Source organism: Hominiventricola filiformis, assembly GCF_020686965.1.
Classification (GTDB): Bacteria; Bacillota; Clostridia; order Lachnospirales; family Lachnospiraceae; genus Hominiventricola; species Hominiventricola filiformis.
The window spans coordinates 105,954-131,572 of the sequence record NZ_JAJEPS010000001.1; the positions used below are offsets into that span (position 1 = coordinate 105,954).

Sequence of the window (25,619 nt, forward strand, 5' to 3'; positions counted from 1 at the left end):
ATCTTTTATCTTATCATAAAACCTGTCGAAATTCAACTTGACTTTATCTGGCAAGAATATATTCCGTCATTTCTTCAATGCTGTGGACAATTCCGCAGACACCGGCTGCTTCCAGCTCTCCCTCCGGGGCAAATCCCATAGAAGTTCCAAGACACGGGATACCAAAGAGCGCCGCGCCTTCCGCATCATATTTCCGGTCTCCGATCATCAGTGCTTTGGTCTTCCACTCTTCTTCCGTAAGCCCGATTCTCCTTAACAGTTCCTCAATCACTTTCGGCTTTCCACACCGGCTCTCATCCAGGGATCCCCCACAGATATAGTCGAAATCATCCGTGATTCCGAAGTTTCGGAAAGTGGTCTCAATATGGACTTCCGGCTTCGAAGACGCCGTACAGAGCACTCTTCCATCCTCTTTCAGTTTTTTCAGCATCTCTTTCACACCCGGAAACAGTGTATTTTCAAAAATACCTTTTTCAGAAAAATACTCCCGGAAATATGCCACACCCTGTCTTGCCTCTTCCAGCGTCATCCCACAGTACTCCGGAAAAGCTTCCGTCAACGGCGGGCCGATAAATTTACTGAGTTCCTGCTGCTCCGGCACCGGATACCCCATCTTTTCCAGCGCATAGACCACCGCTTTCGTGATGCCTTCTCTGGAATCCCACAGAGTCCCATCCAGATCAAATAGCAGATATTTATACTTCATGATTCAATTCCCCTTCAAACTGTTCCAGAATATACTCCCGCACTCTGCTGACTGCAGGAGCAAAGACATCACCTCTTGCATAGGCCAGTACAATGGTTCTCTCCTCCTTTACCTCCAGCGGATAGATATCTACCGGAAACGGCATCTTTCTCATGACCAGCTCCGGAACCAGGCAGACACCATAACCGCCCATGACCAGGGAAATAGCGGACATGTCGTCCACAATGTAGCTTCCGCCACCGCCCGGGAGGCCGTATTTCGTCATAACGTTATTCACATCCGCATCACAGCCTTCCCGCTGTGTGACGAAATGCTGTTTTTTCAGCTCTTCGATTGTAATATAACCCGGATGTTCCGTCTTAAAGTCCTTCGGCACCACACACACAATCCGATCTTTGTAGATCGGGTCATTGGCCAGTTCTCCCACGCTGGATGCAGACAGGAATCCCACGTCCACCACGCCGTCCTTCAGCCAGTGATAGACATCATCGTAAGTCCCCTGATAAATATCCAGCTGCACATTGGGGTATTCCTGTTCAAACCCTTTCAGGAGACTTGGCATCCACTCCACGCATGCGCTGTTGAACACGCCGACCCGTACGACTCCTTTCTGAAGTCCATTGAACTGAGCCACTGCCTGATGCAGATACTCATCGCTGTTCAGTACATTTTTTATGTAGGGAAACAGTTCCTTTCCATAATTTGTAAGATATACGCCCTGCTTGCTACGGATAAACAACGGAAATCCCAGCTCTGATTCCATTCCGGCCACTGCGTGACTGATTGCCGACGGTGTCAGCTGCAGCACCTGCGCAGCCTTCTGAAAGCTTTCCTGCTCCACCACCGCCATAAATACCTGGTAAGACAGTAATGTCATGATATATTCTTCTCCTTGAATCATTTTCATTCTCAAAATGAAAATAATGAATTTTACTTATCTATAAAACTATAATAAAATAAAAGCATAAAGTCAACAGTGGATATATCCTTTTGTTGTATAAATGTGTTTGCGATGAAAAAAGGAAGGCAGTAATGCTTTCCTTTTTTCATTCCGGGAGACTGACCAGGCTTCGCCCTTCTCCCAGAATCCACTCATAAATCTCATCCAGTCCTTCTTCCGAAAAAGGAAAGTCTCTCGTCACCTTCTGTTCATCCGGCGTATGCTTTAAGGCAAAAGGTTCCGGCCAGAGAATTACCCTCAGTACCAGCTTTTCCTCCTCTGCGCCTTCTTCCCTCGTATCCGTCTTCCCAATCCAGAACCGAAGTCCCCGGTCTGATCCGGTAAAGGCTTCTTTCTTATAAAAAGGAAGATGAAACAGATCAATCCGGTCTATCATAGCGAATTCTCCTTAAACGTCACCGTCACCCATCCGTCATCTGTGTTTACTCCCACTTCGGTTCCCACCGGTGTCAGAAACACCACACGTTTCTCATCATCAGAAAGAATTTTCAGCAGTTCTTCGTCAGACATATCATCCAGCCAAGTAATACTTCCATTTTGTTTGGAATTCTGTACCCGGAATCTGGTCACCAGCGTATCATCCACTTCCAGAAGAGTACTGTTTGGAATCTCTGTTCCGGTAGTCATATCCATATTCAGCGCATCCAGTCCATAATAATCATTTTTCCCGGACACTTTATATTTGCAGACCAGGCTTAAGCGGTCTTCTTCCATGAGAGTAACATAGACCACCGTACTTACCACAGCCCTGTCCTCCGTATAGCTGCCATCATACCGATGAATCATCTCCCTTACTTTCCCATTGATGGATTCCAGCAGTTCCTCATGATCTCCTGAAAAAGTCGGGTAATACAGCGAAAGATAGGCATTTTCATCCGAATCATGCGGATATGCCGTTTCCTGATGCCACTCCACCTGATAGCTTAATCCATCTGTTGTCGCATCTGTCAATTCCTCGTAATACTCATCATCCGCATCCGGTGTGTACAGATCGTAACCATAGTTGCTGCCATAATCATAGAAATCCTGCGGCAGTTCTGGCTGTGAGGATGATATAGAAGAAATATTTTTTACCGTGACAAATATAATGATCCCCGTGAAGGTAAGTGCCAGTACCGCCAGTACAATGCAGATGATGAGCACTGCCTTTGCCCCCGCAGACATGCCTTTCTTCTTCGGCCCTGCTTCATATTCGTTTCTGCGTTCTTCTTCCATACCGAAACCTCCTGTTATTCTTTATCGTCCTCCCATACATACGGAGTGAGCTGATAAACATAATAATTGAGCCAGTTTGTGTACAATGTATTGGCATGGGCTCTCCACTGAAGAGCCGGACGCTGCGTATCGTCATCATTCGGGAAATAATTCTTCGGTACCTGAATATCAAGACCCTTGTCCTTATCTCTTCTGTACTCTTTTCCCAGTGTTATCCGGTCATATTCCGGATGTCCCATAACAAAAATTTTCTTTCCGTTCTCCGCCATGCACAGGAACACACCTGCCTCCTCGGATTCTGCCATGATCTTCAGATCTTCACATGCCTCGATGGCTTCTTTCGGAATTGTCGTATGCCGGGAGTGGGGTGCTACAAAATAATCATCAAAGCCTCTCACCAACGGCTCCTTCCGATTCATGACACGGTGGGTGTAAAGTCCAAACAGTTTCTGCGGAAGCAGTACCTTCTCCAGACCATAATAATAATGAAGCGCTGCCTGCGCCCCCCAGCAGATATATAAGGTAGATGTCACATGAGACTCGCACCATGCAAAGATCTCTCGAAGCTCTGTCCAGTAATCCACTTCTTCGAATTTCATCTGTTCCACCGGTGCTCCAGTGATGATCAGTCCGTCAAATCTTTTTTTCCGTATCTCATCAAATGTCTGATAAAATTTGTTCAGATGACTCTTATCTGTATTCTTGGATTCATGGGTTTTCACCGTAATAAAAGTCACATCCACCTGCAGCGGTGTATTGGAAAAACTTCTTAATAACTGAAGTTCCGTATCTTCTTTCAGCGGCATCAGATTCAGGATTCCCACCTTCAGCGGACGAATCTCCTGGCTTAACGCCCTGGTCTCATCCATGACGAAGATATTTTCCTTCTCCAGTATTTCCTTTGCCGGTAAATCATTCTGTATTCTGATTGGCATATTCTAATTCCTCTTCTCTTTTGATTCTTCCATCATATCACACTTCGGCAGCCTGCGCGAGTTCATTCTTCAATCTCCACTGTCACAGTCCAGTAACTCTCACTGGCTTCGATGGATTTTACTGTACCGTCAAATCGATGCAGTTTTTTCTTCGTATTATTTGACATGGCAATAGCGTCCTTGATCGTATAGTAATACATAATGCCCGCCATGGTATTCGCGGTATCTTCTTTCAGTTCTACATGATCACCGGCCTGTATTAGCCCATCCCGCTCCATGCGAAATTCCATCTCTCTGGCCATCGTATGCCACCCCCAGAAATTCTTCCAGACATAAATTCTGGTCCTTCATCAGTTTTGCCGCCGGTTTCCCCACATACCGAAGATGCCACGGTTCAGAAATAATTCCCGTAATCTCTGACTTTTCTTTCGGATACCTTATAATGTATCCATATTCCCATGCATGTTCATCCACCCACTGATATTCTTTGGTATTGCGGATACCTTCATCCAGCTTCTTGTAGCTGGGTGTCACAAAATCCACGGTCAGTCCCAGCTGATGTTCGCTGGTGCCCGGCACTGCCACAACTGTGCCGGCTTCCTTCACTGCTTTTTCATGGGAATAACCGCTGCTCTCCAGGCGTGCAATCTTATTTTTAAACAGATCCACCTGTTTTGCATAAGTACGGTAGGAAGATGTAACGTTGATATTTACTCCGTCTTTCTTTGCATCATTTACCATCTCTGTCAGTTTTTCTGCTGCCAGAGGTTCCAGCTGATGCCCGTTACCAATGCTAACCAGATCAAGATCCAGTTCATCCCGCAGAATATAATCCTTATTTAAAAGACTTAAGTATCCGTTGATAATAGCATCTTTTGCATCGGGCTCCAGTGAATTTTCAATATCTTTTTTCAGCTGTGCAGAGACAACTGTCTTTTTCTCTTTTTTACTGTCGGTACTGTTTCCTGCACTGGTAGCGGGCTGCGGTTTCTGAGTACTCTCCGCTGCGCTTCCAGTATCCTGCTGCGGAGTAGTATTACTGTCCGCCGGAGTCTGTCCGGCAGCTGCCGCTGCCTGGGCCGCTGCTGCCGCCTGGGCTTCTGCTGCCGCCTGGGCTTCTGCTGCTGCCTGGGCTTCCGCTGCCGCCTGGGCTTCTGCTGCTGCCTGGGCTTCTGCTGCCGCCTGGGCTTCCGCTGCTGCCTGAGCCTCCGCTGCCGCCTGGGCTTCTGCTGCCGCCTGAGCCTCCGCTGCCGCCTGGGCGTCTGCTGCTGCCTGAGCCTCCGCTACCGCCTGGGCGTCAGCCGCCGTTACATTTATTGTTCCCGTACCGAACATAAGCGCTGCCGTAATCAGCAGCGCCACTTTTCTTTTTCCCAATTTGTAATTCATATTCCTCATCTGTCCCTGTATCTATTTCTATCTTCTCTTTTCGCCTAGCAGCAGAACATGCCTCCTCTGCCTCCAAAACAGCAGAGATTACACATCATATTTGCCAGACACAGTTTACAGCAGAAATCATTTCCCATGACCTGCATGCCGCCATACGGTGTACTCATCTGGTCATACCATCCTCCGCCGCCCTGCAGCCGAGAAACCAGTGCCTGGTATTCCATTCTTCCCGGCTCCATGGCTGCCGCCTGTTTTGCATGCTCCAGCGCCACTACATTATTACCGAGACCATTATTGGCAATAGCACTCAGATAATACCACTGTGCATTCTTCTGCTCCATTCCGGAAAGTACGTTTAATGCCTCATTATAACGTCCTGCCCGGATATAATTCATGGCTGCATTCAAATGCATGGTATATTCATCAGTACTTCCTGTCGTTCCACCGGAACCATATCCTGCTCCGCCATATCCATAGCCTCCATAGCCGTTGGTACTTCCGTAACCGGAATAGCCTTGCTCCTTTTCCTTCATGATCTGGTCATAAGCCGCCTGCACTTGTTTAAACTTTTCTTCCGCCTGTGCAGCATTCGGATTATTAATATTGGCATCCGGGTGATATCTTCTGCTTAAGTTCCGGTATGCTTTCTTTATCTCCTCGTCCGAAGCGCCCCTTTTAAGTCCGAGCACTTCATATGGATCTGTCATCATGCTTCTTTCTTTGTTTCCTTTCTTCTGCACCGGATCTGACCATATCTTGTCCATACTCCAGCATATAAAATATTACGCAGAATCTCCGCATCTTCCAGAATCGGAAGCTGCTCAAATACTTTTGATGTCTCCGCCATCATCATTTTCAGAATCTGCTGGCAGTCCTGTTCAAAAGTTTCTTTCTTATATAATTCTGTAAAAGGATTGTATCGTCCCTGTTTCAGATCTTCTTCTATATCTTCATAGGCATCCATCAGATAAATGAATTTTCCGAAATAAAATCCCATACGCCGCAGTTTCTCTGCCCATTCATCTTCCGCGTACACGAACAATTCTGCCATAATTGCTCCAAAAAATCCAGCAGTTTTATCAATATCGTACTGTTTTTCTTTTTCATACGCGGAAAGTGCCGCCAGATTATCTCTGAGGCATCTGCTCTGTCTCTCGTATCTTTCGGCAAGCTTCTTTACGTTTCCTTTTAATGCCTGTCCAAACAGACAGGCTGTCAGTTTCCGTTCATCCTGCCAGTCATCCAGACATTTATAATAGGTAAGAAGAACATTCATATCCGCCGCATAGTCAAAATACCGGTTTTCCCGGTAAAAATGCTTTTCCACAGGATGGGCAATACAGCGCGCACTCTTTGTCACCGTCTCCGGTTCATAAAGACCTGTCAGAAGCAGCGCCAGAAATGTCATATCGAAGCTTAAAGTCAGCTGTCCGATTCTCCCGCTCTGTTTCTTCAGGCTGTGGCAAAGTCCACAGTAACTGGCACGATAGGTTTCATATTCCCTTACTTTCAGTTCCGGCTTATGTACCACAATGTATCCGAACATGAATTTTCCTAACTCCTCTTCTGAAACTCATGATGACACTTCGGGCAGCGGATCATAATCTTACCTTTTCCCTTCGGAATCCGGATCTTCTGTCTGCATTTCGGACAGGTATAAATATGGTGATATTTACGCTCTTCCATCAGTTTCTTCTGCTGATCAAACCAGTAACGGATTTTTGCTGTTGCCTGCAGATATCTCTGATTTTCCGCATAACGGGCGCTGTGATTTTTGGATAACACACGATACATGGCATATACCAGGATTAATGTTACCGCAAAGCTCAGCAACTGACTTTTGAAAAACCAGTTAATCACAATCCCAATCAGCGCAACCCAGAAAAGGAATTTATAGAAATCATCCGTTCCATATCTTCCCTGCATAAATCGATAGATTTTGTCTCTCATACTGCCAAAACTCCTCTTTTACCCTTTTTAATATATATATTTACAATCTGCATATAAATCCATTGTAAACAAAGACCGTGAAAAAACAATGAAAAAATTATGAAATTTTCTAAAGAGTTGCGGTTCACACGTCTAAATCAGTCAGTTGGAAGTGATAGGCTGCGAGCGGAACCGCTCGCGCTAAGTCCTCGATCCAGCGGTACTAAGCTTCGAACATCGTCTTTGACTTGTTCTCAGCAAGTACCGGGACTGCGGACGTTCCTTTCGCAGCCTATCACTTCCAACTGCCCAATTCATATCTATGAACTGTAGCTTTAAAAACTCCTTGCAAAAAACTCTCGGACCGCTTCCATCTTTGCCTGTGCGTCCGCATATCCCAACTGATAGACACTCATAACTTTCTCCGGACGTTTGTCCATTCGTCCAATGTCCGGATCACAGCTTGGCCGGATGACCAGAATCTCCCCCGCCTCTTCCAAGCGGTCAATCTCATCCATCGTATCATTATAATGTTGATAACGCTCCTTCATAGCTTCCACAAAAGCCGGATACTTCCGGTAAATTCTTCCTGCCAATGCCATGGAAGAGGGTTTCTTCCGATAGCCTTTCTGCCGGGTCAGTACCACGATATTTTTCTCATAGCCAAGTTTTCGGAACGCATCGAGAGGCACGCTGTCTGCCACACCGCCATCCAGAAGCTTCATGCCGCCCACTTCCACAATCTGGGACACCAGCGGCATGGAAGCAGATGCCCGCATATAGTCGATCTCATCCATGTTGTCCATACGGATATATTCTGCTTTTCCAGTCTCCACATTGGTACAGGTCACATAAAAGGTGATCGGTGACTCTTCAAAAGCCTTCCGGTCAAAGATATCCAGCTTATCCGGAAGTTCATGATAGCAGAACTCTGTCTCTACCAGATTACCCGTCTTCAGAAGTGATCGGAAACTCATAAACCGGGGATCTTTCATATATTTCAAATAATAACGGATGCTGCGCCCGTGCTGTCCGGATACATAAGAGCATCCATGAACCGCACCTGCGGATACGCCGATCACGCCATCCACTTTGATGTCCTGCTCCAGAAATGCATCCAGCACGCCTGCCGTATAGATGCCTCGCATGGCGCCGCCTTCCAGTACCAGTCCTGTTTTCATACTCTGACTCCTCCTTACTATCTGTCTATATTCCCATCAACATCATTATATATCCGTAAATCACCTGCATGACACCTGCCAGTACCATCACCAGAATGGGGTTCCATTTCTTCCTGAGCAATACCAGACAAATAGCAAAAATCACTGCCATCTGCAGTTTTATTCTGCCTTGTCCACCGATGTTCAACGCAGACACCATGATATCCACACCTGCAGACGCAATGAGCGCCACGACTGCCGGACGAAGACCTTTTAACACGCCCTGCAGCAGATCCATGGAACGATATTTGAGATATAACTTTGCAATCAATGATACCAAAATACAGGACGGAAGCACACATCCCAGCGTACATACCACTGCTCCCGGAATTCCTGCCACTTTTAACCCTACGAATGTAGCTGAATTGACGGCAATGGGACCAGGGGTCATCTGGGAAATGGTAATGAGATCCGTAAATTCCGACAACTGAAGCCAGCCATTTGCCTCCACCACCTGATGACGAATGAGTGGGAGGGCTGCATAGCCGCCTCCGAAGCTGAATGCCCCGATCTGGAGAAAGCTCAAAAATAAACGTAAATAAATCATACCTGCCCCCTCCTTCTTCGCAGCATAGTTCTGACAAATCCTAAAATTCCCGCTGCCAGAATGATGAAGATCACGTTAATGTTAAAAATCATGGAAACGGCAAATGCAGCAATCATGACCAGTATACTGACCGTGTCCTTTTCCTTTGTAATGCCGCTTCCCATATCCCAGACTACGGATGCGATAACAGCTCCCACACCTGCCTGCATGCCTTCCAGCATGAGGGCAATCAGTGTCATAGAACGAAATGCTTCATAGCAGACCGAGATCACCGACAGAATTAAAAACGGCGGAAGCACCGTCCCCAGCACTGCCGTCAGAAGTCCCGTCACTCCGGCCAGCTTGTAGCCCACCACAATGGCTCCATTCACCGCAATGGCCCCCGGCGCCGACTGGGCAATAGCTACCAGATCCAGCATTTCATCCTCATCTATCCAGTGAAGCTCATCCACAAACTTCCGTTTCATCAATGTCACAATCACATAGCCGCCTCCGAAGGTGAAGGCACTCAAATAAAATGTTGATAAAAACAGAGAACGCAGCAGATGGACGTTGTTCTTTTCTTTCATAATATGCTCCTACTGTTTCTTTATAGATATTGTGGCTAAGCGGATGAAAGTGACAGCCTGTGAGCGGAACCGCTCGCGCTAAGTCCTCGATCCAGCGGTACTAACATTCAAACATCGCTGCCGCTCGTTCTCATGAAGTACCGGGACTGCGGACGTTCCTTTCACAGGCTGTCACTTTCATCCACATAATCACCTGTAAACTGCAACGTATATTATCTCATAAATAAAGATTTTTGCAAGGGACGCTTGAAAGTTTAAGTAACTCATATTATAATACAAATAGAGAGAAGCAACTGCACACATTGTGGTTGCCTCCAAGGTTGATAAAATAAGTCACCTGTCCGGTCAAGACGTAGGTGGCTTATTTATTTTCGCTTGTTAATCCTATCTATGTAGGCAAGCAGCGCAAGCAGAAATGAACCGCCCAAAAACAACAGGCTTAATACTTCATATGTATCCATTCGCACCACCTCCCCTCTTTTCAAGTATGGGAGGCTTCCACCTAATCTAACCTAGCAATATTTATGTACATTTGCTTCTCATGCAAATAGTATATCATAATATTACATAACGTACAATTTTATCTTCACAAAAAACTGCCATTACACAGGAATTTTCCCGCATAATGGCAGTTTTTAGCATTTCGTTTAAAATTACATAATCTCTTTGATCCAGCCTTCCGGTGCCTCAATGCGGCCCATCTGGATTCCGGTCAGAGTATCATAAAGTTTCTTGGTAACCGGTCCCATCTCTTCCATACCGCTCGGCAGGCAGATCTCGGTTCCGTGGTCTACGATCTTTCCGATCGGGGAGATAACTGCTGCAGTTCCGCACAGACCAGCCTCTGCGAAATCTTTCAGCTCTTCTTTTGCAACCGGACGCTCTTCTACTTCCAGTCCCAGATAATCTTTTGCTACTACCATCAGAGAACGACGGGTAACAGACGGTAAGATACTGTTAGACTTCGGAGTTACGACTTTATTGTCTTTGGTTACAAAGATGAAGTTGGCACCACCGGTCTCCTCAACATAAGTTCTGGTAGCCGGATCAAGGTACATATTCTCATCAAATCCTTTGTTGTGAGCATCTACAATATTGTAAAGGCTCATTGCGTAGTTCAGACCAGCCTTGATATCGCCGGTTCCATGAGGTGCTGCACGGTCCACATCAGATACGCGGATGGTGATCGGTTTTGCTCCGCCTTTGAAGTACGGACCTACCGGAGTAGTAAAGATACGGAACTGATACTCAGTTGCCGGTTTTACACCAATAACAGAATCAATACCAAACATATACGGACGAATATACAGCGTTGCTCCGCTTCCATAAGGCGGTACATATGCTGCATTTGCTTTTACAACATCTACAACTGCCTGTACAAAACGATCTTCCGGAAATACCGGCATCTGCAGTCTTCTCTCAGAATCTGCCATACGTTTTGCGTTCAGATCCGGGCGGAAGGTAACGATTTTACCCTGCTCGGTTGTATAAGCTTTAATTCCCTCAAAGCAGGTCTGTGCATACTGAAGTACACAGGCACATTCACTCATGGTAATCATTGGATCGTCAATCAGAGCACCTTCATCCCATGCTCCATTTTTATAGTTGGCAACGAATCTCTTATCGGTTGGCATATATCCAAAACCAAGGTTGCCCCAGTCAATGTTTTTCTTTTCCATCACACTTTACTTCCTTTCCTATGTATATAGATGATGTCTGCGATGACTTATCTTGCTTTATGATACGCTTTTCAAAAACCAGTGTCAAGATTTCAGTACAAAATGCTTCTTCCGATATTCCAATAATCCCTCTTCCTGCATCCGGCTTAGTTCCATGGAAAGGCCGCTCCGGTCCACAGACAGATAATCTGCCAGCTGCTGGCGTGAAAATGCGATGTCAAATTCCGCACTGCCATGGCGTTGTGCTTCTGCCGAAAGGTATGATAAAATCTTTGCCCGGCGGCTTCGCTGTCCAAGGTGAGTAATTTTTTCATTAAGGCGCAGATTTTTCTCGGCCAATTCAGATAACAGATTGCGAATCATCCGGCTGTGATGACTGCAGGTGGACGGGCAGGTAGTAAGAATTCTCTTAACATTCAAAAAAAGCACCTGCACATTGGTTTCTGCAATGACACTTACATTCAGTACAGCACCCGGAGAACAGGCAAAGGTTTCTGCAAAACAATGTCCCGCTCCCACTGCAGCAAGAATATTCCGGTTTCCCCAGAAATCTTCCTGAATGATCATCACTTTTCCTGTGATTACCACTCCAAAAGCTTCTACCCGGTCTCCTGCCCGCAAAATATATTCGTCTTTTTGATAAGTTTCCGGACGCACTTCCAGGCAATGAAGCATTTTTTCTGTCTCTTCCTCGGAAATTCCGAAAAAAATTCCTGATGTCCGCAAAACGGATAACATTTCTTTCATTTTCTTACCTCGTTGTATTTTCAACCGATTTGTTGTTCACACTATAGTATACTCCACTCATCAAATCAAAAAAAAGGAGAATTTCTTATGGATACAAATATGTTTTGTTTTCAATGTGAGCAGACCGCCGGATGCAGCGGATGTACCGGGAAGGCCGGCGTCTGTGGAAAATCTGCTCAGACTGCTCAGATTCAGGATCAGCTGACAGGTGCACTTATCGGACTTGCTCACGCAGCAAACGGCTCTCTTCCAGAGGGACAGCCTATTGAAAAGGTAATGATTGAAAGTCTTTTTGCTACTCTTACCAATGTGAATTTTGACGATGATGCATTAAAAGCACTGCTAGCTCGGGTTCATGAAAAAAAAGCAGAACTGGTTCCTGGCTGCGGCAGCTGCATGTCTTCCTGCGGTCACAATGATGATTATGATATGATGCGGATCTGGGAGGCTGATGAAGATATCCGTTCCCTGAAATCCCTGATTTTATTCGGTATTCGCGGAATGGCCGCCTATGCTTACCATGCCATGGTACTTGGATATGAGAATGCCGAAGTAAATCAGTTCTTCAGTAAAGCGCTGTTTGCCCTCGGCGAGGACTGGGATATGGAGCTGCTCCTTCCCATTGTCATGGAAGTTGGGAAATACAACTTACTGTGCATGGAACTGCTTGATAAAGCCAATACCGAATCCTATGGCACACCAGTTCCCACCACAGTTCCGTTGGCTGTGGAAAAAGGACCATTTATCGTTGTCACCGGACATGACTTAAAAGATCTGCAGCTGCTGCTTGAGCAGACAGAAGGAAAAGGAGTTAACATCTATACGCACGGTGAAATGCTCCCTGCCCATGGTTATCCGGAGTTGAAAAAATATGCGCACCTGAAGGGGAACTTCGGAACCGCATGGCAGAATCAGCAGAAAGAATTTGCTTCCATCCCGGCACCGATTCTCTTCACCACCAACTGCCTGATGCCGCCGAAGGCATCCTATGCGGATCGCGTCTTCACCACCGGAGAAGTTGCTTTCCCAGGAACCGTCCACATTGATGAAGAAAAAGATTTCACTCCGGTGATTGAAAAAGCACTGGAACTCGGTGGATATACCGAAGATCAGGCATTTACCGGAATCAACGGCGGCTCTACTGTCATGACCGGATTCTCCCATGGAACCGTGCTCAGTGTAGCTGATCAGGTAATCAATGCCGTAAAGAGCGGTGCTATCCGTCACTTCTTCCTGGTAGCTGGCTGCGACGGTGCCCGCCCGGGACGTAATTACTATACGGATTTTGTAAAGCAGACACCTGATGATACCATCATCCTTACCCTGGCCTGTGGAAAATATCGTTTTAACGATCTGGATCTTGGAACCATCGGCGGTCTCCCCCGCATCATGGATATGGGCCAGTGTAACGATGCCTACGGTGCTATCAAAGTAGCTGTGGCACTCTCCGAAGCCTTCGGATGCGATGTCAACGAACTGCCCCTGTCCATGGTACTGTCCTGGTATGAGCAGAAAGCCGTCTGCATCCTGCTCACCCTGCTCCACTTAGGGATCAAAAACATCCGCCTCGGCCCTTCCCTTCCGGCATTTCTCTCTCCCAATGTTCTGAATTACCTGGTAGAGAATTTTGGAATCGCACCGATCACCACCCCGGAAGAAGATCTGAAAGAGTTGTTAAAATAAAAATGGGATAAATCTGTAAATATGTGCCAGATAGCGGTCAATTTCCGCTTTTTTATGCCTTTCAACTTCGGTTGGAAGGCATATTTTTCTGCCCGCGGCCGGGGCGTGGGGCTTTTGTTTTTCTGCCCGCGGCTGGGGCGTGGGCTTTTGTTTTTCTGCCCGCAGCCGGGGCGTGGGGCTCAGCGCCCAACTTGCTTACAAAAGTTCCTGCTTTTTTTGAAAACGGGGGAACTCGCGGCCAGCAATCTGCATTTCAGACCCATTTCAGGTAAAAAAGCTTGTTGTGTCAGAGGAAAACAGGAACTAAAGTGGGGCGAAAGTGATATAGACCCAGTACGTACTGTTCTGTTAACTCTTATTATAAATATGGACATTTTCACGCACAGTTTCTTCAAACATCCATGTATCTTGTAATCCTATACCGCACAACGTCATAATCCAATTTGTATATAGCGTCAACAATGTTGCATTTTAAATAATTGTATGCTATTATCAATACACACAGCAGATACTATTATTGCATTTCTGTAAATCACTTTTCATACGTTTCCCCACTGTTTATTATGTTTTTTCTAATATGCTTATTGTATCATTTTAGGAATCATATTATAATGAATGCAGACGGTGGGACATTTCTTTACTTAGGAGGCTGTCATGTCAGATTCTATTCATTCCCCGTCCACGCACAACATAAACGATTATTCTCAGCAGGAGGATGCTGCATTAAAAACCGCATGGCAGTTTTTTGCAAGTGACCTGCTGCCCTTCTTCCAGATTTCCGGGTCAGTAAAGGGCATCGCGCCAACGGAGCTTATCAGTCTGGAACTGAAAAAGCTGTTTCAGGATTTTAATCTCATTATGGAAGATGGAAGCTGGAAACATTTTGAATTTCAGAGTAAAAACGAAGGGCTTGCCGGTTTAAAACGATTTCGTACCTATGAAGCACTGACCAGCTATCAACATAAAGTTCCTATCACCACTTATGTCCTGTTTTCCGGCAATATTAAAAATCCTATGACCTCTTTCTCAGAGGGCATCAATACTTATAAGGTTGCTCCCATTATTATGAAGCGGCATAGTGCTGATCGACTCATCCGCAGGCTGCAGCGAAAATTGAAAGCAAAGAAAGAACTCACAAAAACAGATCTTGTTCCATTAACACTCTGCCTGTTAATGGGTGGAAAAATGAGTCTCAAAGACCGAGTAACAGAATCCTTCCACATTATCCACAGCGCTTCTCATATTCCGAATGAGGACCGGTCTCACATGGAAGCGGTACTCTATCTTATGGCAGATAAATTTTTAGAACCAGCAGAACTGAATAAACTGAAGGAGGAAATACATATGACGCAATTGGGACAAATGTTAGTTGACTGGGGTATTGAACAGGGGATTCAAAAAGGTGCTAAACAGAAAACACAGGAATTTATTATCAATGCTCTCAAGCTTGGTCTTTCTGATGAGGATATTCTCCGGCTCACGGAATGTACCTCTGACGAACTGCAGGCTGCACGTGAACACTGGCTCTCCAGATGACAGAACAGCCGATTTCTTTCGAAACCGGCTGCTCTGCTTTGTGTGCTCTTTATCTGATTTTAGAATTTTCTCTGGCTTTAGCCATTCCCTCGCGCCATTTTTTGAGATCTTCGATCTCTACGGTTTCACCATTCATGATGGCGCGTCTGCAGGGCTCTAGCACCGGAAGTTCCGCCAATGCGATATTTCTGCAGGCTCTTTCCATATCCGGCAGATATTCTACCGGGATACGGATAATTCCGTGAATGTCACATGCGATGATATCACCCGGTTCCAGTTCCAGACCGCCTACCGTTACCTTGCAGGCGAAGTCGACTACGTGAGTGTGTGCATGGCTCACCACTACTTCCTTTGCAAAATATCCGAATCCAAGTCCGGATACTTCTTTCAGGTCACGTACACCACCGCTTGTCACAACTCCCTGGCAGCCCAGAGCCAGATGCTGCGTGGCGTTTACTTCTCCCCAAAAAGATCCTACCGGTTTGAGATCCATATCCTGCTGTACTACAATACAGCCGGGTCCCATATCTTTTACATGCTGGTAATAGGGCATCATTTTTGCCTGTTCTTCCGGTGTTGCCGGAAACTCTGTAGCGATCTTTGCAGTTGCAACAGGACCAACATATGTAGTTGTGCAGGATACCACTGGTTTGATGGTGTAATCCATGAACCCCGTGCCTCTTTTGAAATCTGAGAAACATTCCAGTGCATTGGAAATAGTCGGCGTATCAAACTGTGTCAGTCTATCGCAATAATTACGTATTTCTTCCTTTGTCATATGTCAGTCCCCTGTCCTGATATTCATAATTTACTGGATTTTTCTTATTTCACGTATCCCAATTTTACCAGTTCCTCTTTCATATCATCATATTTCGGACCTGTTGTAGATTTATTCGGACGATACGGATCTCCGACATTTCTTCCAACAATATTTGCCATATCCTTGGTTGCTACCGGCCAGCTGGTCTTGTCCATGAGAAGTCTTAACGGATTTAACTTATACTGCGCCTCTCTGGAGCCTTCGAAATCACCTTCATTATATTTGGTGATAATGGAGCATACCAGATCCGGTACAAAGTTAGCAGTGGTAGCTACACAACCTGCTGCTCCGTGGCACATAGCGCCAAAGATCAGGGTATCTTTTCCACCGTATACTTTGAAACCACAGTCACTGTTTCTGCGGATGAACTCTTCGGTCTGAGTCATATCCCCGGAAGAATCCTTCATGCCAACTATATTCTCTACTTCATGAGCCAGACGATATACCAGATTACTGCTCAATGTATATCCGGCTCTTCCTGGATTATTGTAGAGGAGCATCGGCATATCCGGTACTGCATCAGCAATTGCTTTGAAGTGTTCGTACAGCTCTTCTTCGGTTGGTTTGATAAACATCGGCTGCAGAACGCTGATGGCGTCTGCTCCGACTTCTTTTGCCATCTTGGCGATGCGGATGCATTTTTTTGTAGCAATGCCACCGATTCCCATGAATACCGGCACACGTCCCTTTGCCTGATCTACCATGATCTTCAGTGCGCGTTCCATCTCATCCTCTTCTACCATGTAGAACTCGCCGTTACTTCCGAATGCAAGTACACCGACTACTCCGCCGTCGATAACAAAATCTACCTGCTCACGAAGTTTTGTCTCATCAATTTTCTCGTCTTTGTCTACCGGGGTCAGAATCGGTACTACAATACCGCTCTTCATAAAATCTGTGTTCATACTTGTTCTCCTTTTATTTTATATTTTAGTTAGACATTGGCAAAACGCCAAAAAACGTATAGATACGGCATTTTTTGTTAAAATAAAATATCTCCTCAAGGTTTATGGTAAAATAGAGTTGACCAGAAACTAAATAATCATCTGCCTAAAGGAAATATACCTATATGATAATATATAAGAAGCTCACTTTGGCAAAAGTTTTTGAAAATTGCCAAAATAAATTCGCTAACGACAAATGTCAGTTTCTTTCAAATCCGTGTAAATGTTGAAAAATCAATCATTTTTATTGCAAACATAAAAAAACAGAATGAAAAAAATCTTCATGTAGACTTGCTGCTTGCGAAGTCACTCAACTTGTCACTGTATTTGTTGCTGACAAAATCTACCAGCATCAATACATTCGAAGTTTGAAACCCTTAATTACATAATCATTCATTTCTATATGATATTTTCTTCGCAGTTTAGCTGGGAAGTCTTTTTGTTATACCTAAATTTTATATCACCTGTTTTCCATTCTAAGAATCTTGCGTTGCAGGATTCTTACCGCATATAAGCAGAAGACGGACAGCAATTGCCGTCCGTTTTTCATCCATAATAAAGGGATGGTTAGAAAAAAAGTTCGGGAAGGAACATAATTACTTCAGGAGTAAAAGCCAATGTCAGTACCATAAGCATTGTAGCGATGAGGAACGGAACCATTTCCTTGCAATAATCTTTAAGAGGGACATCTAGAATCGTGTTTACTGTGTACATTGAAATACCAACTGGCGGAGTATTAACCGCAAGGGTGGTCATCATACACATCAGCACACCCAGATGAACTGGATCAATACCGACCGATTCTACCAGTGGGATCAGGATCGGGGTGAGCAGGATGATCGTAGTTGCCCCCTCCATAAACATTCCCAAGAACAGCAGTAAGATAATAATAAGACAAAGAATCAAGTGGCCATTGGAGGTAACATTCATCATCAGCGAGGTGACTGTTTGAGGGACTTTATCAATAGGAATGCCATATCCAAATAGGCCGCTCATTGAAATAATCAACATAATTGCACCCATGTCCTTAGCTGTGTCATCCAGTGCCCCCAAAAACCGTTCCCAAGTCAGCTCCTTATAGACAAACAGTCCTATAACAATCGCGTAGACGCAGGCAAATGAACCGACCTCTGACGCAGTGAAGAATCCTAGGCGAATGCCAAACAGCATCAACAGCGGGAACATCAGTGCCCATATGGTTTCCTTGAGCGAATGCAGAATCTCGATTGGATGGGCAGCGTGTTCCCGTTCAGGCAGATAACCGTGATGGCGCGCCACCAGGTTAACGGTAACCATCATAATAACCATCATGATAATTCCAACCGTTAAACCAGACGCAAACAGTTGTCCAATTGAGACACCGCCTGTGGTTCCAAACAAAATTAACCCTACTCCCGGCGGAATAGTCGCTGTAATAAGCGAAGGGAATGTAAGCGCATTGGCTGTAAAGCCTTTAGAATAGCCCCTCTTAAGCATATCTGGCCCCAGCAGCCGAGCCTCCATCGCTGCGTCGGCAGTCGCCGAGCCCGAAATACCGCCCATCAGCGTGCTGAGCACCACACTCACCTGTGCCAACCCCGCGCGCATATGCCCGGTAAGCAAGGTTGCAAGCTCCACAAGCCGTGAAGTCACACCACCTGCATTCATCAGATTGCCCGCTAAAATGAACAGCGGAATAGCCAACATTGCCACCGTCTGAGTCTGAGAAATGGGCAACTGCGCCACAATAGTAGCTGGTAAATTACTGTGCTGTAAAAAGAATAGCACCCCTGCTGCCCCAATCGAAAAAGCAACCGGGACACCTAAGACTAGCAGGCATAGAAAAACAATAAAAACCAATACCATCTTTTTCTTCCCCCCTTTTTCACATTTTGGAGATTACATTCTTTTCGTTACTGCGCATCAGGTTAACAAACCGAGTGATTGCTGAAAACAGCAACAAAGAGAAACAAACCGGGATGCTTAACGCAACCCAAATATAGCTGAACCCCTTCATCCCATTGAAAGCACGGTGGATGGTAGTGGGGCAAATGACAATGCCTTGATATAGCACATATGCCAAAAAAGCGCAGATGATCGTATATACAACCGCCGCGATGACCTTCTGTACCTTAAGCGGGAAACACACAATCAGCAGGTCAACGTTCACCAGTCTACCGTTGCGAAAGGCGATATCCCCGCAGATAAACACTGTCCAAGCAAAAAGGAACAGCGCAATATCTGCGGTCCAGTTCAGCGGATGCCCCAAAGCACGGGTCACAGCACCCATGAAAATGGTAAGCATAAAACCAAGAATTCCAATCCGGGCAACTGTCTCTTCAATTTTTGTAATGATTCGAATGACTGATTTCATGATTTTTCCTTTCCTGATTTTTTAATTGTCTAATTGGCGGCGTCGGCACGTGTCCGGCGCCGCCAAAAAATGTTGTTACTCAGTTTTACCCAACTGCTTGTAAGCTTCTGCACGTACTTCGACCAACCCCAGCGCCTCGTATGCCTTGTCGCCTGCAGCCTTGAAAGCTTCAATATCAATCTCCTCCGGTGGGACAATAGTGATGCCCTTCGCCTTGAGTTCCTCGCGGATGCGTGGCTCCTCGACATTGGCAATCTCATCTGAAGCCATCTTTCCAGCAGCAACCGCCTCTTCTTCCACAATCGCCTGATACTCTTCTGGCAGACTGTTAAACCATTGGCTAGAAACAACCGGAATATTTACCAGCAGGATATCTCCGGTTTCGTTAACCGTGTTCAGCACCTCGTATAGCTGCTCGCTATAATAGGAGATGTACAATTCATCCAAGCCATCGATCACCTTAGTCTGAACTGCTGAATAAATTTCTGAACGAGCCAGTGCGGTTGGAGTTGCACCAAGCGCGCTGATCGACTCGACCCAGACTGGTGCACCCGGAGTACGCATCAACATACCGTTCAGGTCAGCCGGGGTTTTAATTACCTTGTCATTTGTCATAAAATGACGCTTACCGTAAACGAAGTTCATCGCCAACGGGCGGATGCCAAAATCAGTTGCCAACTGGTCAACCCAGCCCTTTGCCATATCGGTTTGAATAAACTTGTTGATCTCGTCTGCGTCCTCCAAAAAATACGGGCAGTTGAGCACACCGATCTCGGGCACATAGTTTGCAAGGCGGGCGGTATCGGTACTCTGTCCAACGTTTGCACCCGCACGGATCTGTTCAATGATATCCTCTTCAACCCCCAGTTGAGAACTGGTGTATAGCTCAATCTTTACCTCACCATGGGTGCGCTTATTAACATTCTCTGCCCATGCAGAGTAAGCACGAAAATACGGTTCGGTATCCGGACATGGCATATTAAACAGCAATTCATATTTACCTTCTTCATACTGAGTCTCAGCTGTACTGGAGGATTCAGCCGTGCTGGTAGCCGGCGAAGCCGATTCCGTGGACGATGAGGACGTAGCGTTTCCGCCACAAGCTACCAGCGAAAGTGCCAGCGTTCCTCCGAGGATCACACTTACAAATTTGTTCATCTTTCATTCTCCTTTTTGTTTTAATTTGTTGTAGGCGTTTGCAAAACGCCAAAAGCCGTGTAAATACGGCATTTTTAATGAAATATCGCCTCAAGGTTTATGGTAAACTTGCGGGCAGTATACCCCTTTGGATAAAATTCATCTGAATACACGCTTTTATCTATGGAAATTAAGATTTAGCTTAGATAGTGGTATAAGTCCGCTGGGAATCATCGATAAATAACAGATCCATCCGGGCCAGCTTACCCGCAAATTCATCTCGGCGTCGTTCCTCATAGACCTTAAACATTTCGGTGCCGCGGATTTTTTCAAGCAAAGCCTCGTCCTGTGCACTAAACGGTTTTTCCAGTGCTCTGCAGGCCGTTTGAAGATTGCGCACCTTACCGGTACCATAGACCACCATATCTACCGGTGCACAAGTTAGCTGCCAACGCATAGCCGCTTCCGCGAGCGACACAGTATCTTCAATACCAGCCTGTTTTGCCATTTTGAACAGGTCACCTTTCATGTAAACCTCGCGGGTAACTACCCCCATACCCTTCTCCTTCGCAAGCTTGAGGGTTTCCATTGGAGTGTGGTCACCAAAGTTAAAATTAACATAGATGACATCAAAAACACCTGATTCAATCATCTTACGGTAAATTTCCTCCCCTGAGAAAGTGTCAGCTGCCGCATAGCGCAGCAAGCCTTCCTTCTTGAGTTGGTCGAGGTTGTAGCCCAGTTTATCAAGGTAGTCTGGGTCGTGATCAAACGCCCATTTCATCGGCGGACAGTTGAGAAAATCAAGTCGTTCAATCTGCATAAGCTTGAGGATTCGCTGAACCTCAGTGCGCAACTTGTTCAGATCGGCCATTCCAAGGTTATATTTATCATAACTATAAGCCATTCGCTCGGGGCGAGTCTGGATGTAGACTTCATAAGGCGGTGGGCACTCCCGCAGATTACGCCCCAGCGCTTCTTTTTCCGAATCCTGAGTTACTTCAAAGAAATTAATACCGTTTTCATAGGCGGTTTTCAGCACTGCTTTACGGTTCTCACCGCCAAATCCATCGAACAACGCACCAGGGGTCAAACTCTTTTCACGATCCTCGTTAAAGCCACGGCTGCGTCCATCTTGGAGATACTCATGTCCCCCCATCGCAATACGAGAAACTTTCAATCCGGTTTTTCCTAAATTAACATATTCCATCAAATAAATCTCCTTTCATATCATAAGATGTATAGGCGTTTGCGAAACACCAAAAGCCATGTAGATACGGCATTTTTTGTTAAAACAAAATAATTGTTCCTGTTTCTTTTGTGAATCATTTTATGCCCGTACCGTAAGGCCTCGCAAACACCTGTTTTATCCAATGCTAAAAGCTCTTCTTATCCAACGCATTTTTTCAATCCCGACTGATACTCTCCTGATCATATTTTTGATATACTTTCAGGAACTACGTGATTTTTGCGGTTTTGATGTTGTTCCAAATGTTTCCAAATTTGACGTTTCAGCAGAACTTGATATCTGATATATCAGATATTGAAAATTTTTATAGGGAGATATCTGCTCCCCATAAATCACTTATTTAAAAGCGGCATATTTGCCTTTCGGATATGGTGTACCATAGCCATTTCTGCTTCTTCACAGCTTCCCCGTCTGATACATTCGAGGATCTGCTTATGCTCACTGTGCCTTGATTTCATCAACGTTGAATCTCGATTGATCAGTCTTCGCAATGATTTGTCGATAGAAGATAAATTATTTCCCATGGCAATGACCTGCTCATTTCCGGATGCTTCCCGGATGGCCATATGGAACTGATCATTGTACTGACTGATTGCCTCACCGTCATCTGCACCTTTATTAATCAATTTCTCTGCTTTCATAAGCGGATCTTCTATGGCATTATAAAGTTCTTCATTAATCCTCTTGGCAGCCAGGTATGCAGCCACTCCGTCAATAGAACTTCGAAGTAACATTACCTGATAGGCATGCTCTGATGCATTGGCAGAAACGAAAGAACCTTTTCTTGGCAGGGTGTAGATTAACCCTTCTGCCTGCAGCAGCCGAAATGCTTCCTTTACTGGCGTTGTGCTGATGTTCAGTTCTGCACTTATTTGTCGTTCACTGAGCCTTTCTCCATTTGCTAGATCTCCACTGATAATTCGTTTTCTAAGGATGTCTGCCACCTGATCGCGAATCGGAACGGCTTCCACAATATTCATTTCTTTCATTTTTCCTCACATGTTTGGAATCTGATATATCAGATCTGATGATCTTAACATAATTCCAGTTCTTCATTTTTGTCAATCCGTCATATTTCACTATTTTTTTGTTGATTTTCACTATAAAATATTTCACATTATGAAATCATGATCGTATGTCCGGATCCCAGATAGCAAAGCCTGTCTCCCATCTTTTCTTTCAGATACTGGTACTGGGAAAGCCCAGTACAGTGATCGGCCTCCAACTTCAGCTCTTCATCAATCTCTAGGCTGTCATCCACATAGTGGATATGTGAGCTCTGCTACAACAACGGATCCACACCGATATATTTTCCAAATAGATTATAGTGTGAAATAAATACCCCCTCTCTGCATGTAAATCTCTGCTTTCTGATTGATTTCCATAAATTCTTTCAGACCGCCGGAATGATCAAAGTGTCCGTGGGACAGAACCGCCGTATCAATATCGTCCAGACGAATCCCCAAAGTTTCCGCATTTTTTACAAATGCATCGCTCTGACCGGAATCAAAAAAATTTTATGCCGGCCCGTCTCCACATAGGTGCCGTAATTTTCATTGCTTCCCTGTCCCTCCTTTCAGATAGTCGTCTGTTTTTTGATATCTGATATATCAGATGATACCAACAAAACCGCGAATTGTCAATCCGACAGAATTCACGGTTTTATTTTGTAATTTTTGTGCAATTTTACTTTTCATCTACCGGAATCCGGATCTCCGTCACAAACTTCTCAGGATTGCTGGTGATGCCATCATCTATCATGGTGATTTCCTGAGAAAAACCTGTGATCGTCAGATGTTCTGCCCTGATGTAAGTGAGAATTTTCCGGTAATAATCAGGCGCTTCTGTGTGTCCTCCGCAGAAACGGATGCTCACATACATCTGCTCCTGCAGTTCTTCTGTTGTCCCCTGATAACTGTCTTCCTCATCTAAAATTAGAAATACCAGATCGTAGGTATCAAGTTTTCCTTCCAGAAGATGTTCCAGAATGATTCCAATTCCCACTTTTCCCAAAAATACACTTGTCTCCAGTTGGTCTTTCTGCAGCTGTCGAATTGAAAATTCCAGATCAAGATAGGATTTGGGACACAGAGAATCCTGCATCCGCACCATGCGGCATCCCGGAATCTTAATTTTCCGGATCACATCGAGCTCCGACTGGCTGGCATCCTGGATCTGCCAAATCCGGTGATCAATCTTTCGCTCGATAATCTCCAGTTCCTTTTTTTTCCGGGCAATGAGTTCTTTCTGCCGTTCCAGTTTTTCCTCGATGACTTCAATATCCCGATTATGAAGAAATTCCGCAATTTCATCAAGAGGCAGATCAAGTGCCCGCAAATACCGGATTGTGTTCAGCACCTCAAATTGCCGTACACTATAATAGCGATACCCGGTCTCCTGATCTGTATGTTCCGGGCATAATAATCCCGCTTTCTCATAATGGCGGAGCGTTCCCGTGCTCACACGGAACATCTTTGCTACATCGCTGATCCGGAATAATTTCTTATCATCCATGACTCTTTTTCCTTTCAACACCATGTTCCCGAAGCCACAAATAAACGATCACACAAATACCTACCGACAGCAGTGACCCACAGGCTGTGGCTATTCCCATTGGCAGCAATGTAGTCGGGAATAGCTTTGACGTCAGATACACACCGGGAATTCTCACCAGCAGGATGGCAATGATATTGTGGAGGAAGGAAAATTCTGACCGCCCGCAGGCACAGAAATATCCGCTGAAGCTGAAATGAATGCCCGCAAAAATACAGTCAAAAATATACCCCCGGATATACTGTCCACCCATCATCCGAACCGTGGCATCTGTAGTAAAGAGCCCCACTGCCGGTTCTGCGATGAACTGAATAAGAATGGATACCAGAATACCAAATCCTGCCGCAATCATGATAGCATAGCGAAGGGTCTCTCTTGCCCTGTCCTCTTTGCCTGCACCAATATTCTGGGCGCAAAGCGCCGATACGGTGGACAGCATGGAAGATGGTACCAGGAACAGGAAACTGATCATTTTTTCCACAATTCCTACCGCAGCCGCCGCGCTTAATCCACGCCGGTTGGCGATAATGGTGATAACAATGAACGCAATCTGGATAAATCCGTCCTGCAGTGCCACTGGAATACCGATCTGCAGAAGCTGTCCCATAACCGGCCTTCTTGGCCGGAAATCACTTTTTCCAAGGGTAATGCCGGATCTCTGTTTCAAGATGGTTATCAGGGCAATCACCACACTGATTGCCTGGGCAAGCGTGGTACCCAGGGCCGCACCTGCCGGCCCCAGATGAAAATAACCGATAAAAAGATAATCCAGTACAATATTTGCCACACAGGCTGCTGCGATAAAGTACATGGGACTTCTGGAATCCCCCAGTCCCCGAAAGATAGAACTAATGATGTTATAGGCTGTGATAAACGGAATTCCCAAGAAGCAGATAGTCAGGTAGAGAACTGTTCCGCTCACTGCCTCCTCCGGTGTGGACATGACTGTCACAATGGGACGCACAAATAAAAGCAGCACTGCTGACAGCACCACAGATAATCCCATAAACAATGTGACCGTATTTCCCACCGACAGGGACGCCTGCTTTTTATTATTTGCTCCTACTGCCTGAGCAATGCTCACCGTCGATCCCATGGCAAGGCCTACGATCATGACCGTAATCATATGCATGACCTGGCTTCCGATGGAGACTGCCGTCGTTCCGGCTACGCCCTCGAACTGCCCGATAATAAAAAGATCCGCCATGCCATACAGTGTTTGCAGAAAATACGACAACAGATACGGCAGGGAGAACCATACAATATTCTGAAATACACTTCCTGAAGTCAGATTCTTTTCCATTTCTTTCGTAACTCCTTTTCCTGAACTGCCTTCATTCTAAACCTTATAACTATTGTAAGGTCAATCTTTTCTTTCAGCAAGCACTTGGCAAATTTTTTTCGTGGTTTTATAATACGACTATAGTTTTGGTGCTGCACGGAACTA

Annotated in this window: 29 protein-coding genes and 2 pseudogenes; 4 read left to right on the forward strand and 27 right to left on the reverse strand. The window is 45.5% G+C overall.

The window, feature by feature from the left end; translation table 11 throughout:
* Positions 1-43 precede the first annotated feature (43 nt).
* The 16 genes from LKD36_RS00470 to LKD36_RS00545 all read right to left on the reverse strand — a co-directional run bounded on the left by LKD36_RS00470 (position 44) and on the right by LKD36_RS00545 (position 11,897).
* Positions 44-706 (reverse strand): HAD hydrolase-like protein, encoded by a 663-nt coding sequence (locus LKD36_RS00470; protein ID WP_118769113.1) that lies wholly within the window; start codon positions 704-706, stop codon positions 44-46.
* Positions 696-1,583: a LysR family transcriptional regulator gene (locus LKD36_RS00475; RefSeq protein ID WP_308458241.1), complete on the reverse strand. Its 888-nt coding sequence runs from the start codon at positions 1,581-1,583 to the stop codon at positions 696-698. Before LKD36_RS00475 ends, LKD36_RS00470 begins: the two co-directional genes overlap by 11 nt.
* 169 nt (positions 1,584-1,752) lie before the next feature.
* A complete protein-coding gene (locus LKD36_RS00480; RefSeq protein WP_308458242.1) occupies positions 1,753-2,043 on the reverse strand; it encodes a hypothetical protein in 291 nt (96 codons plus the stop codon).
* A complete protein-coding gene (locus LKD36_RS00485) occupies positions 2,040-2,882 on the reverse strand; it encodes a hypothetical protein (protein ID WP_308458243.1) in 843 nt (280 codons plus the stop codon). The genes LKD36_RS00480 and LKD36_RS00485 overlap by 4 nt, the downstream gene beginning before the upstream one ends.
* A 14-nt stretch (positions 2,883-2,896) precedes the next feature.
* Positions 2,897-3,817, reverse strand: coding sequence for a homoserine O-acetyltransferase MetA (gene metA, locus LKD36_RS00490; RefSeq protein WP_118769109.1), 921 nt, complete (start codon positions 3,815-3,817; stop codon positions 2,897-2,899).
* Positions 3,818-3,879: 62 nt separating this feature from the next.
* The gene (locus LKD36_RS00495) at positions 3,880-4,119 is read right to left on the reverse strand and encodes a hypothetical protein (RefSeq protein WP_118769616.1); all 240 of its coding nucleotides are present in this window, start codon (positions 4,117-4,119) and stop codon (positions 3,880-3,882) included.
* Entirely contained in the window at positions 4,064-5,206 is a 1,143-nt protein-coding gene (locus tag LKD36_RS00500; protein ID WP_308458244.1) for a M15 family metallopeptidase, read from the reverse strand. Before LKD36_RS00500 ends, LKD36_RS00495 begins: the two co-directional genes overlap by 56 nt.
* Positions 5,207-5,250: 44 nt before the next feature.
* Positions 5,251-5,913: a J domain-containing protein gene (locus LKD36_RS00505; protein ID WP_334301336.1), complete on the reverse strand. Its 663-nt coding sequence runs from the start codon at positions 5,911-5,913 to the stop codon at positions 5,251-5,253.
* Positions 5,913-6,752: a DUF5685 family protein gene (locus tag LKD36_RS00510; protein WP_308458246.1), complete on the reverse strand. Its 840-nt coding sequence runs from the start codon at positions 6,750-6,752 to the stop codon at positions 5,913-5,915. Before LKD36_RS00510 ends, LKD36_RS00505 begins: the two co-directional genes overlap by 1 nt.
* Positions 6,753-6,760: 8 nt before the next feature.
* Positions 6,761-7,156, reverse strand: a complete 396-nt coding sequence (locus LKD36_RS00515) for a zinc ribbon domain-containing protein (protein ID WP_118769106.1) — start codon at positions 7,154-7,156, stop codon at positions 6,761-6,763.
* Positions 7,157-7,470: 314 nt separating this feature from the next.
* On the reverse strand, positions 7,471-8,316 hold the full coding sequence (locus LKD36_RS00520) for a patatin-like phospholipase family protein (protein WP_308458247.1): 846 nt from the start codon (positions 8,314-8,316) through the stop codon (positions 7,471-7,473).
* A gap of 25 nt (positions 8,317-8,341) precedes the next feature.
* Positions 8,342-8,902, reverse strand: a complete 561-nt coding sequence (locus LKD36_RS00525; RefSeq protein WP_308458248.1) for a chromate transporter — start codon at positions 8,900-8,902, stop codon at positions 8,342-8,344.
* Positions 8,899-9,471, reverse strand: a complete 573-nt coding sequence (locus tag LKD36_RS00530; protein WP_308458249.1) for a chromate transporter — start codon at positions 9,469-9,471, stop codon at positions 8,899-8,901. Before LKD36_RS00530 ends, LKD36_RS00525 begins: the two co-directional genes overlap by 4 nt.
* 365 nt (positions 9,472-9,836) lie before the next feature.
* Positions 9,837-9,932, reverse strand: a complete 96-nt coding sequence (locus tag LKD36_RS00535; protein ID WP_308458250.1) for a putative holin-like toxin — start codon at positions 9,930-9,932, stop codon at positions 9,837-9,839.
* A 192-nt stretch (positions 9,933-10,124) separates the two neighbouring features.
* Positions 10,125-11,150: a branched-chain amino acid aminotransferase gene (locus LKD36_RS00540; RefSeq protein ID WP_118769102.1), complete on the reverse strand. Its 1,026-nt coding sequence runs from the start codon at positions 11,148-11,150 to the stop codon at positions 10,125-10,127.
* A gap of 84 nt (positions 11,151-11,234) precedes the next feature.
* Entirely contained in the window at positions 11,235-11,897 is a 663-nt protein-coding gene (locus tag LKD36_RS00545) for a Crp/Fnr family transcriptional regulator (RefSeq protein WP_308458251.1), read from the reverse strand.
* An 87-nt stretch (positions 11,898-11,984) separates the two neighbouring features.
* Here LKD36_RS00545 and hcp point away from each other — a divergent pair, with 87 nt between their 5' ends.
* Positions 11,985-13,580 (forward strand): hydroxylamine reductase, encoded by a 1,596-nt coding sequence (hcp, locus tag LKD36_RS00550; protein ID WP_308458252.1) that lies wholly within the window; start codon positions 11,985-11,987, stop codon positions 13,578-13,580.
* 654 nt (positions 13,581-14,234) lie between these two features.
* Entirely contained in the window at positions 14,235-15,116 is an 882-nt protein-coding gene (locus tag LKD36_RS00555) for an RpnC/YadD family protein (protein ID WP_308458253.1), read from the forward strand.
* 49 nt (positions 15,117-15,165) lie between these two features.
* Here the strand turns inward: LKD36_RS00555 and LKD36_RS00560 are convergent, their stop codons facing one another.
* Together LKD36_RS00560 and LKD36_RS00565 are read right to left on the reverse strand one after the other, a co-directional pair.
* The gene (locus tag LKD36_RS00560; RefSeq protein ID WP_308458254.1) at positions 15,166-15,894 is read right to left on the reverse strand and encodes an RraA family protein; all 729 of its coding nucleotides are present in this window, start codon (positions 15,892-15,894) and stop codon (positions 15,166-15,168) included.
* 44 nt (positions 15,895-15,938) lie between these two features.
* Entirely contained in the window at positions 15,939-16,841 is a 903-nt protein-coding gene (locus LKD36_RS00565) for a dihydrodipicolinate synthase family protein (protein ID WP_308458255.1), read from the reverse strand.
* 246 nt (positions 16,842-17,087) lie between these two features.
* Between LKD36_RS00565 and LKD36_RS17535 the strand changes: the two are divergent.
* Positions 17,088-17,269: pseudogene (locus LKD36_RS17535) on the forward strand (ISNCY family transposase); the annotation flags it as partial.
* 178 nt (positions 17,270-17,447) lie between these two features.
* Here LKD36_RS17535 and LKD36_RS00575 read toward each other — a convergent pair.
* From LKD36_RS00575 to LKD36_RS00590, 4 genes are all read right to left on the reverse strand, one after another.
* A complete protein-coding gene (locus LKD36_RS00575) occupies positions 17,448-18,725 on the reverse strand; it encodes a TRAP transporter large permease (protein WP_308458256.1) in 1,278 nt (425 codons plus the stop codon).
* A 19-nt stretch (positions 18,726-18,744) separates the two neighbouring features.
* On the reverse strand, positions 18,745-19,233 hold the full coding sequence (locus tag LKD36_RS00580) for a TRAP transporter small permease (RefSeq protein ID WP_308458257.1): 489 nt from the start codon (positions 19,231-19,233) through the stop codon (positions 18,745-18,747).
* Between the two features lie 75 nt (positions 19,234-19,308).
* Positions 19,309-20,391 carry a C4-dicarboxylate TRAP transporter substrate-binding protein gene (locus tag LKD36_RS00585; protein ID WP_308458258.1) on the reverse strand — a complete coding sequence of 361 codons (1,083 nt, stop codon included), beginning with the start codon at positions 20,389-20,391 and terminating at the stop codon, positions 19,309-19,311.
* A 181-nt stretch (positions 20,392-20,572) separates the two neighbouring features.
* Positions 20,573-21,580: an aldo/keto reductase gene (locus tag LKD36_RS00590; RefSeq protein WP_308458259.1), complete on the reverse strand. Its 1,008-nt coding sequence runs from the start codon at positions 21,578-21,580 to the stop codon at positions 20,573-20,575.
* 163 nt (positions 21,581-21,743) lie between these two features.
* Between LKD36_RS00590 and LKD36_RS00595 the strand changes: the two genes are divergently transcribed.
* Positions 21,744-21,902, forward strand: a complete 159-nt coding sequence (locus LKD36_RS00595; RefSeq protein ID WP_408610901.1) for a transposase — start codon at positions 21,744-21,746, stop codon at positions 21,900-21,902.
* A 49-nt stretch (positions 21,903-21,951) separates the two neighbouring features.
* Here the strand turns inward: LKD36_RS00595 and LKD36_RS00600 are convergent, their stop codons facing one another.
* The 5 genes and pseudogenes from LKD36_RS00600 to LKD36_RS00620 all read right to left on the reverse strand — a co-directional run bounded on the left by LKD36_RS00600 (position 21,952) and on the right by LKD36_RS00620 (position 25,475).
* Positions 21,952-22,608, reverse strand: a complete 657-nt coding sequence (locus LKD36_RS00600) for a GntR family transcriptional regulator (RefSeq protein ID WP_308458260.1) — start codon at positions 22,606-22,608, stop codon at positions 21,952-21,954.
* Positions 22,609-22,736: 128 nt separating this feature from the next.
* Entirely contained in the window at positions 22,737-22,880 is a 144-nt protein-coding gene (locus tag LKD36_RS00605) for a hypothetical protein (RefSeq protein WP_308458261.1), read from the reverse strand.
* 61 nt (positions 22,881-22,941) lie between these two features.
* Positions 22,942-23,115 (reverse strand): annotated as a pseudogene (locus LKD36_RS00610) (MBL fold metallo-hydrolase); the annotation flags it as partial.
* Between the two features lie 190 nt (positions 23,116-23,305).
* Entirely contained in the window at positions 23,306-24,133 is an 828-nt protein-coding gene (locus LKD36_RS00615) for a MerR family transcriptional regulator (RefSeq protein WP_308458262.1), read from the reverse strand.
* Entirely contained in the window at positions 24,126-25,475 is a 1,350-nt protein-coding gene (locus LKD36_RS00620; RefSeq protein WP_308458263.1) for an MATE family efflux transporter, read from the reverse strand. Before LKD36_RS00620 ends, LKD36_RS00615 begins: the two co-directional genes overlap by 8 nt.
* Positions 25,476-25,619 lie beyond the last annotated feature (144 nt).

Coding starts and splice junctions, on each gene's coding strand:
- LKD36_RS00575 (WP_308458256.1), bottom strand. CDS start 18,725: ATGGTATTGGTTTTTATTGTTTTTCTATGCCTGCTAGTCTTAGGTGTC.
- LKD36_RS00495 (WP_118769616.1), bottom strand. CDS start 4,119: ATGGCCAGAGAGATGGAATTTCGCATGGAGCGGGATGGGCTAATACAG.
- LKD36_RS00540 (WP_118769102.1), bottom strand. CDS start 11,150: ATGGAAAAGAAAAACATTGACTGGGGCAACCTTGGTTTTGGATATATG.
- LKD36_RS00480 (WP_308458242.1), bottom strand. CDS start 2,043: ATGATAGACCGGATTGATCTGTTTCATCTTCCTTTTTATAAGAAAGAA.
- LKD36_RS00535 (WP_308458250.1), bottom strand. CDS start 9,932: ATGGATACATATGAAGTATTAAGCCTGTTGTTTTTGGGCGGTTCATTT.
- LKD36_RS00530 (WP_308458249.1), bottom strand. CDS start 9,471: ATGAAAGAAAAGAACAACGTCCATCTGCTGCGTTCTCTGTTTTTATCA.
- LKD36_RS00475 (WP_308458241.1), bottom strand. CDS start 1,583: ATGACATTACTGTCTTACCAGGTATTTATGGCGGTGGTGGAGCAGGAA.
- metA (WP_118769109.1), bottom strand. CDS start 3,817: ATGCCAATCAGAATACAGAATGATTTACCGGCAAAGGAAATACTGGAG.
- LKD36_RS00470 (WP_118769113.1), bottom strand. CDS start 706: ATGAAGTATAAATATCTGCTATTTGATCTGGATGGGACTCTGTGGGAT.
- LKD36_RS00515 (WP_118769106.1), bottom strand. CDS start 7,156: ATGAGAGACAAAATCTATCGATTTATGCAGGGAAGATATGGAACGGAT.
- LKD36_RS00615 (WP_308458262.1), bottom strand. CDS start 24,133: ATGGATGATAAGAAATTATTCCGGATCAGCGATGTAGCAAAGATGTTC.
- LKD36_RS00600 (WP_308458260.1), bottom strand. CDS start 22,608: ATGAAAGAAATGAATATTGTGGAAGCCGTTCCGATTCGCGATCAGGTG.
- LKD36_RS00560 (WP_308458254.1), bottom strand. CDS start 15,894: ATGACAAAGGAAGAAATACGTAATTATTGCGATAGACTGACACAGTTT.
- LKD36_RS00595 (WP_408610901.1), top strand. CDS start 21,744: ATGCTAAAAGCTCTTCTTATCCAACGCATTTTTTCAATCCCGACTGAT.
- LKD36_RS00620 (WP_308458263.1), bottom strand. CDS start 25,475: ATGGAAAAGAATCTGACTTCAGGAAGTGTATTTCAGAATATTGTATGG.
- LKD36_RS00500 (WP_308458244.1), bottom strand. CDS start 5,206: ATGAATTACAAATTGGGAAAAAGAAAAGTGGCGCTGCTGATTACGGCA.
- LKD36_RS00525 (WP_308458248.1), bottom strand. CDS start 8,902: ATGATTTATTTACGTTTATTTTTGAGCTTTCTCCAGATCGGGGCATTC.
- LKD36_RS00510 (WP_308458246.1), bottom strand. CDS start 6,752: ATGTTCGGATACATTGTGGTACATAAGCCGGAACTGAAAGTAAGGGAA.
- LKD36_RS00580 (WP_308458257.1), bottom strand. CDS start 19,233: ATGAAATCAGTCATTCGAATCATTACAAAAATTGAAGAGACAGTTGCC.
- LKD36_RS00555 (WP_308458253.1), top strand. CDS start 14,235: ATGTCAGATTCTATTCATTCCCCGTCCACGCACAACATAAACGATTAT.
- LKD36_RS00565 (WP_308458255.1), bottom strand. CDS start 16,841: ATGAACACAGATTTTATGAAGAGCGGTATTGTAGTACCGATTCTGACC.
- LKD36_RS00505 (WP_334301336.1), bottom strand. CDS start 5,913: ATGACAGATCCATATGAAGTGCTCGGACTTAAAAGGGGCGCTTCGGAC.
- hcp (WP_308458252.1), top strand. CDS start 11,985: ATGGATACAAATATGTTTTGTTTTCAATGTGAGCAGACCGCCGGATGC.
- LKD36_RS00520 (WP_308458247.1), bottom strand. CDS start 8,316: ATGAAAACAGGACTGGTACTGGAAGGCGGCGCCATGCGAGGCATCTAT.
- LKD36_RS00545 (WP_308458251.1), bottom strand. CDS start 11,897: ATGAAAGAAATGTTATCCGTTTTGCGGACATCAGGAATTTTTTTCGGA.
- LKD36_RS00485 (WP_308458243.1), bottom strand. CDS start 2,882: ATGGAAGAAGAACGCAGAAACGAATATGAAGCAGGGCCGAAGAAGAAA.
- LKD36_RS00585 (WP_308458258.1), bottom strand. CDS start 20,391: ATGAACAAATTTGTAAGTGTGATCCTCGGAGGAACGCTGGCACTTTCG.
- LKD36_RS00590 (WP_308458259.1), bottom strand. CDS start 21,580: ATGGAATATGTTAATTTAGGAAAAACCGGATTGAAAGTTTCTCGTATT.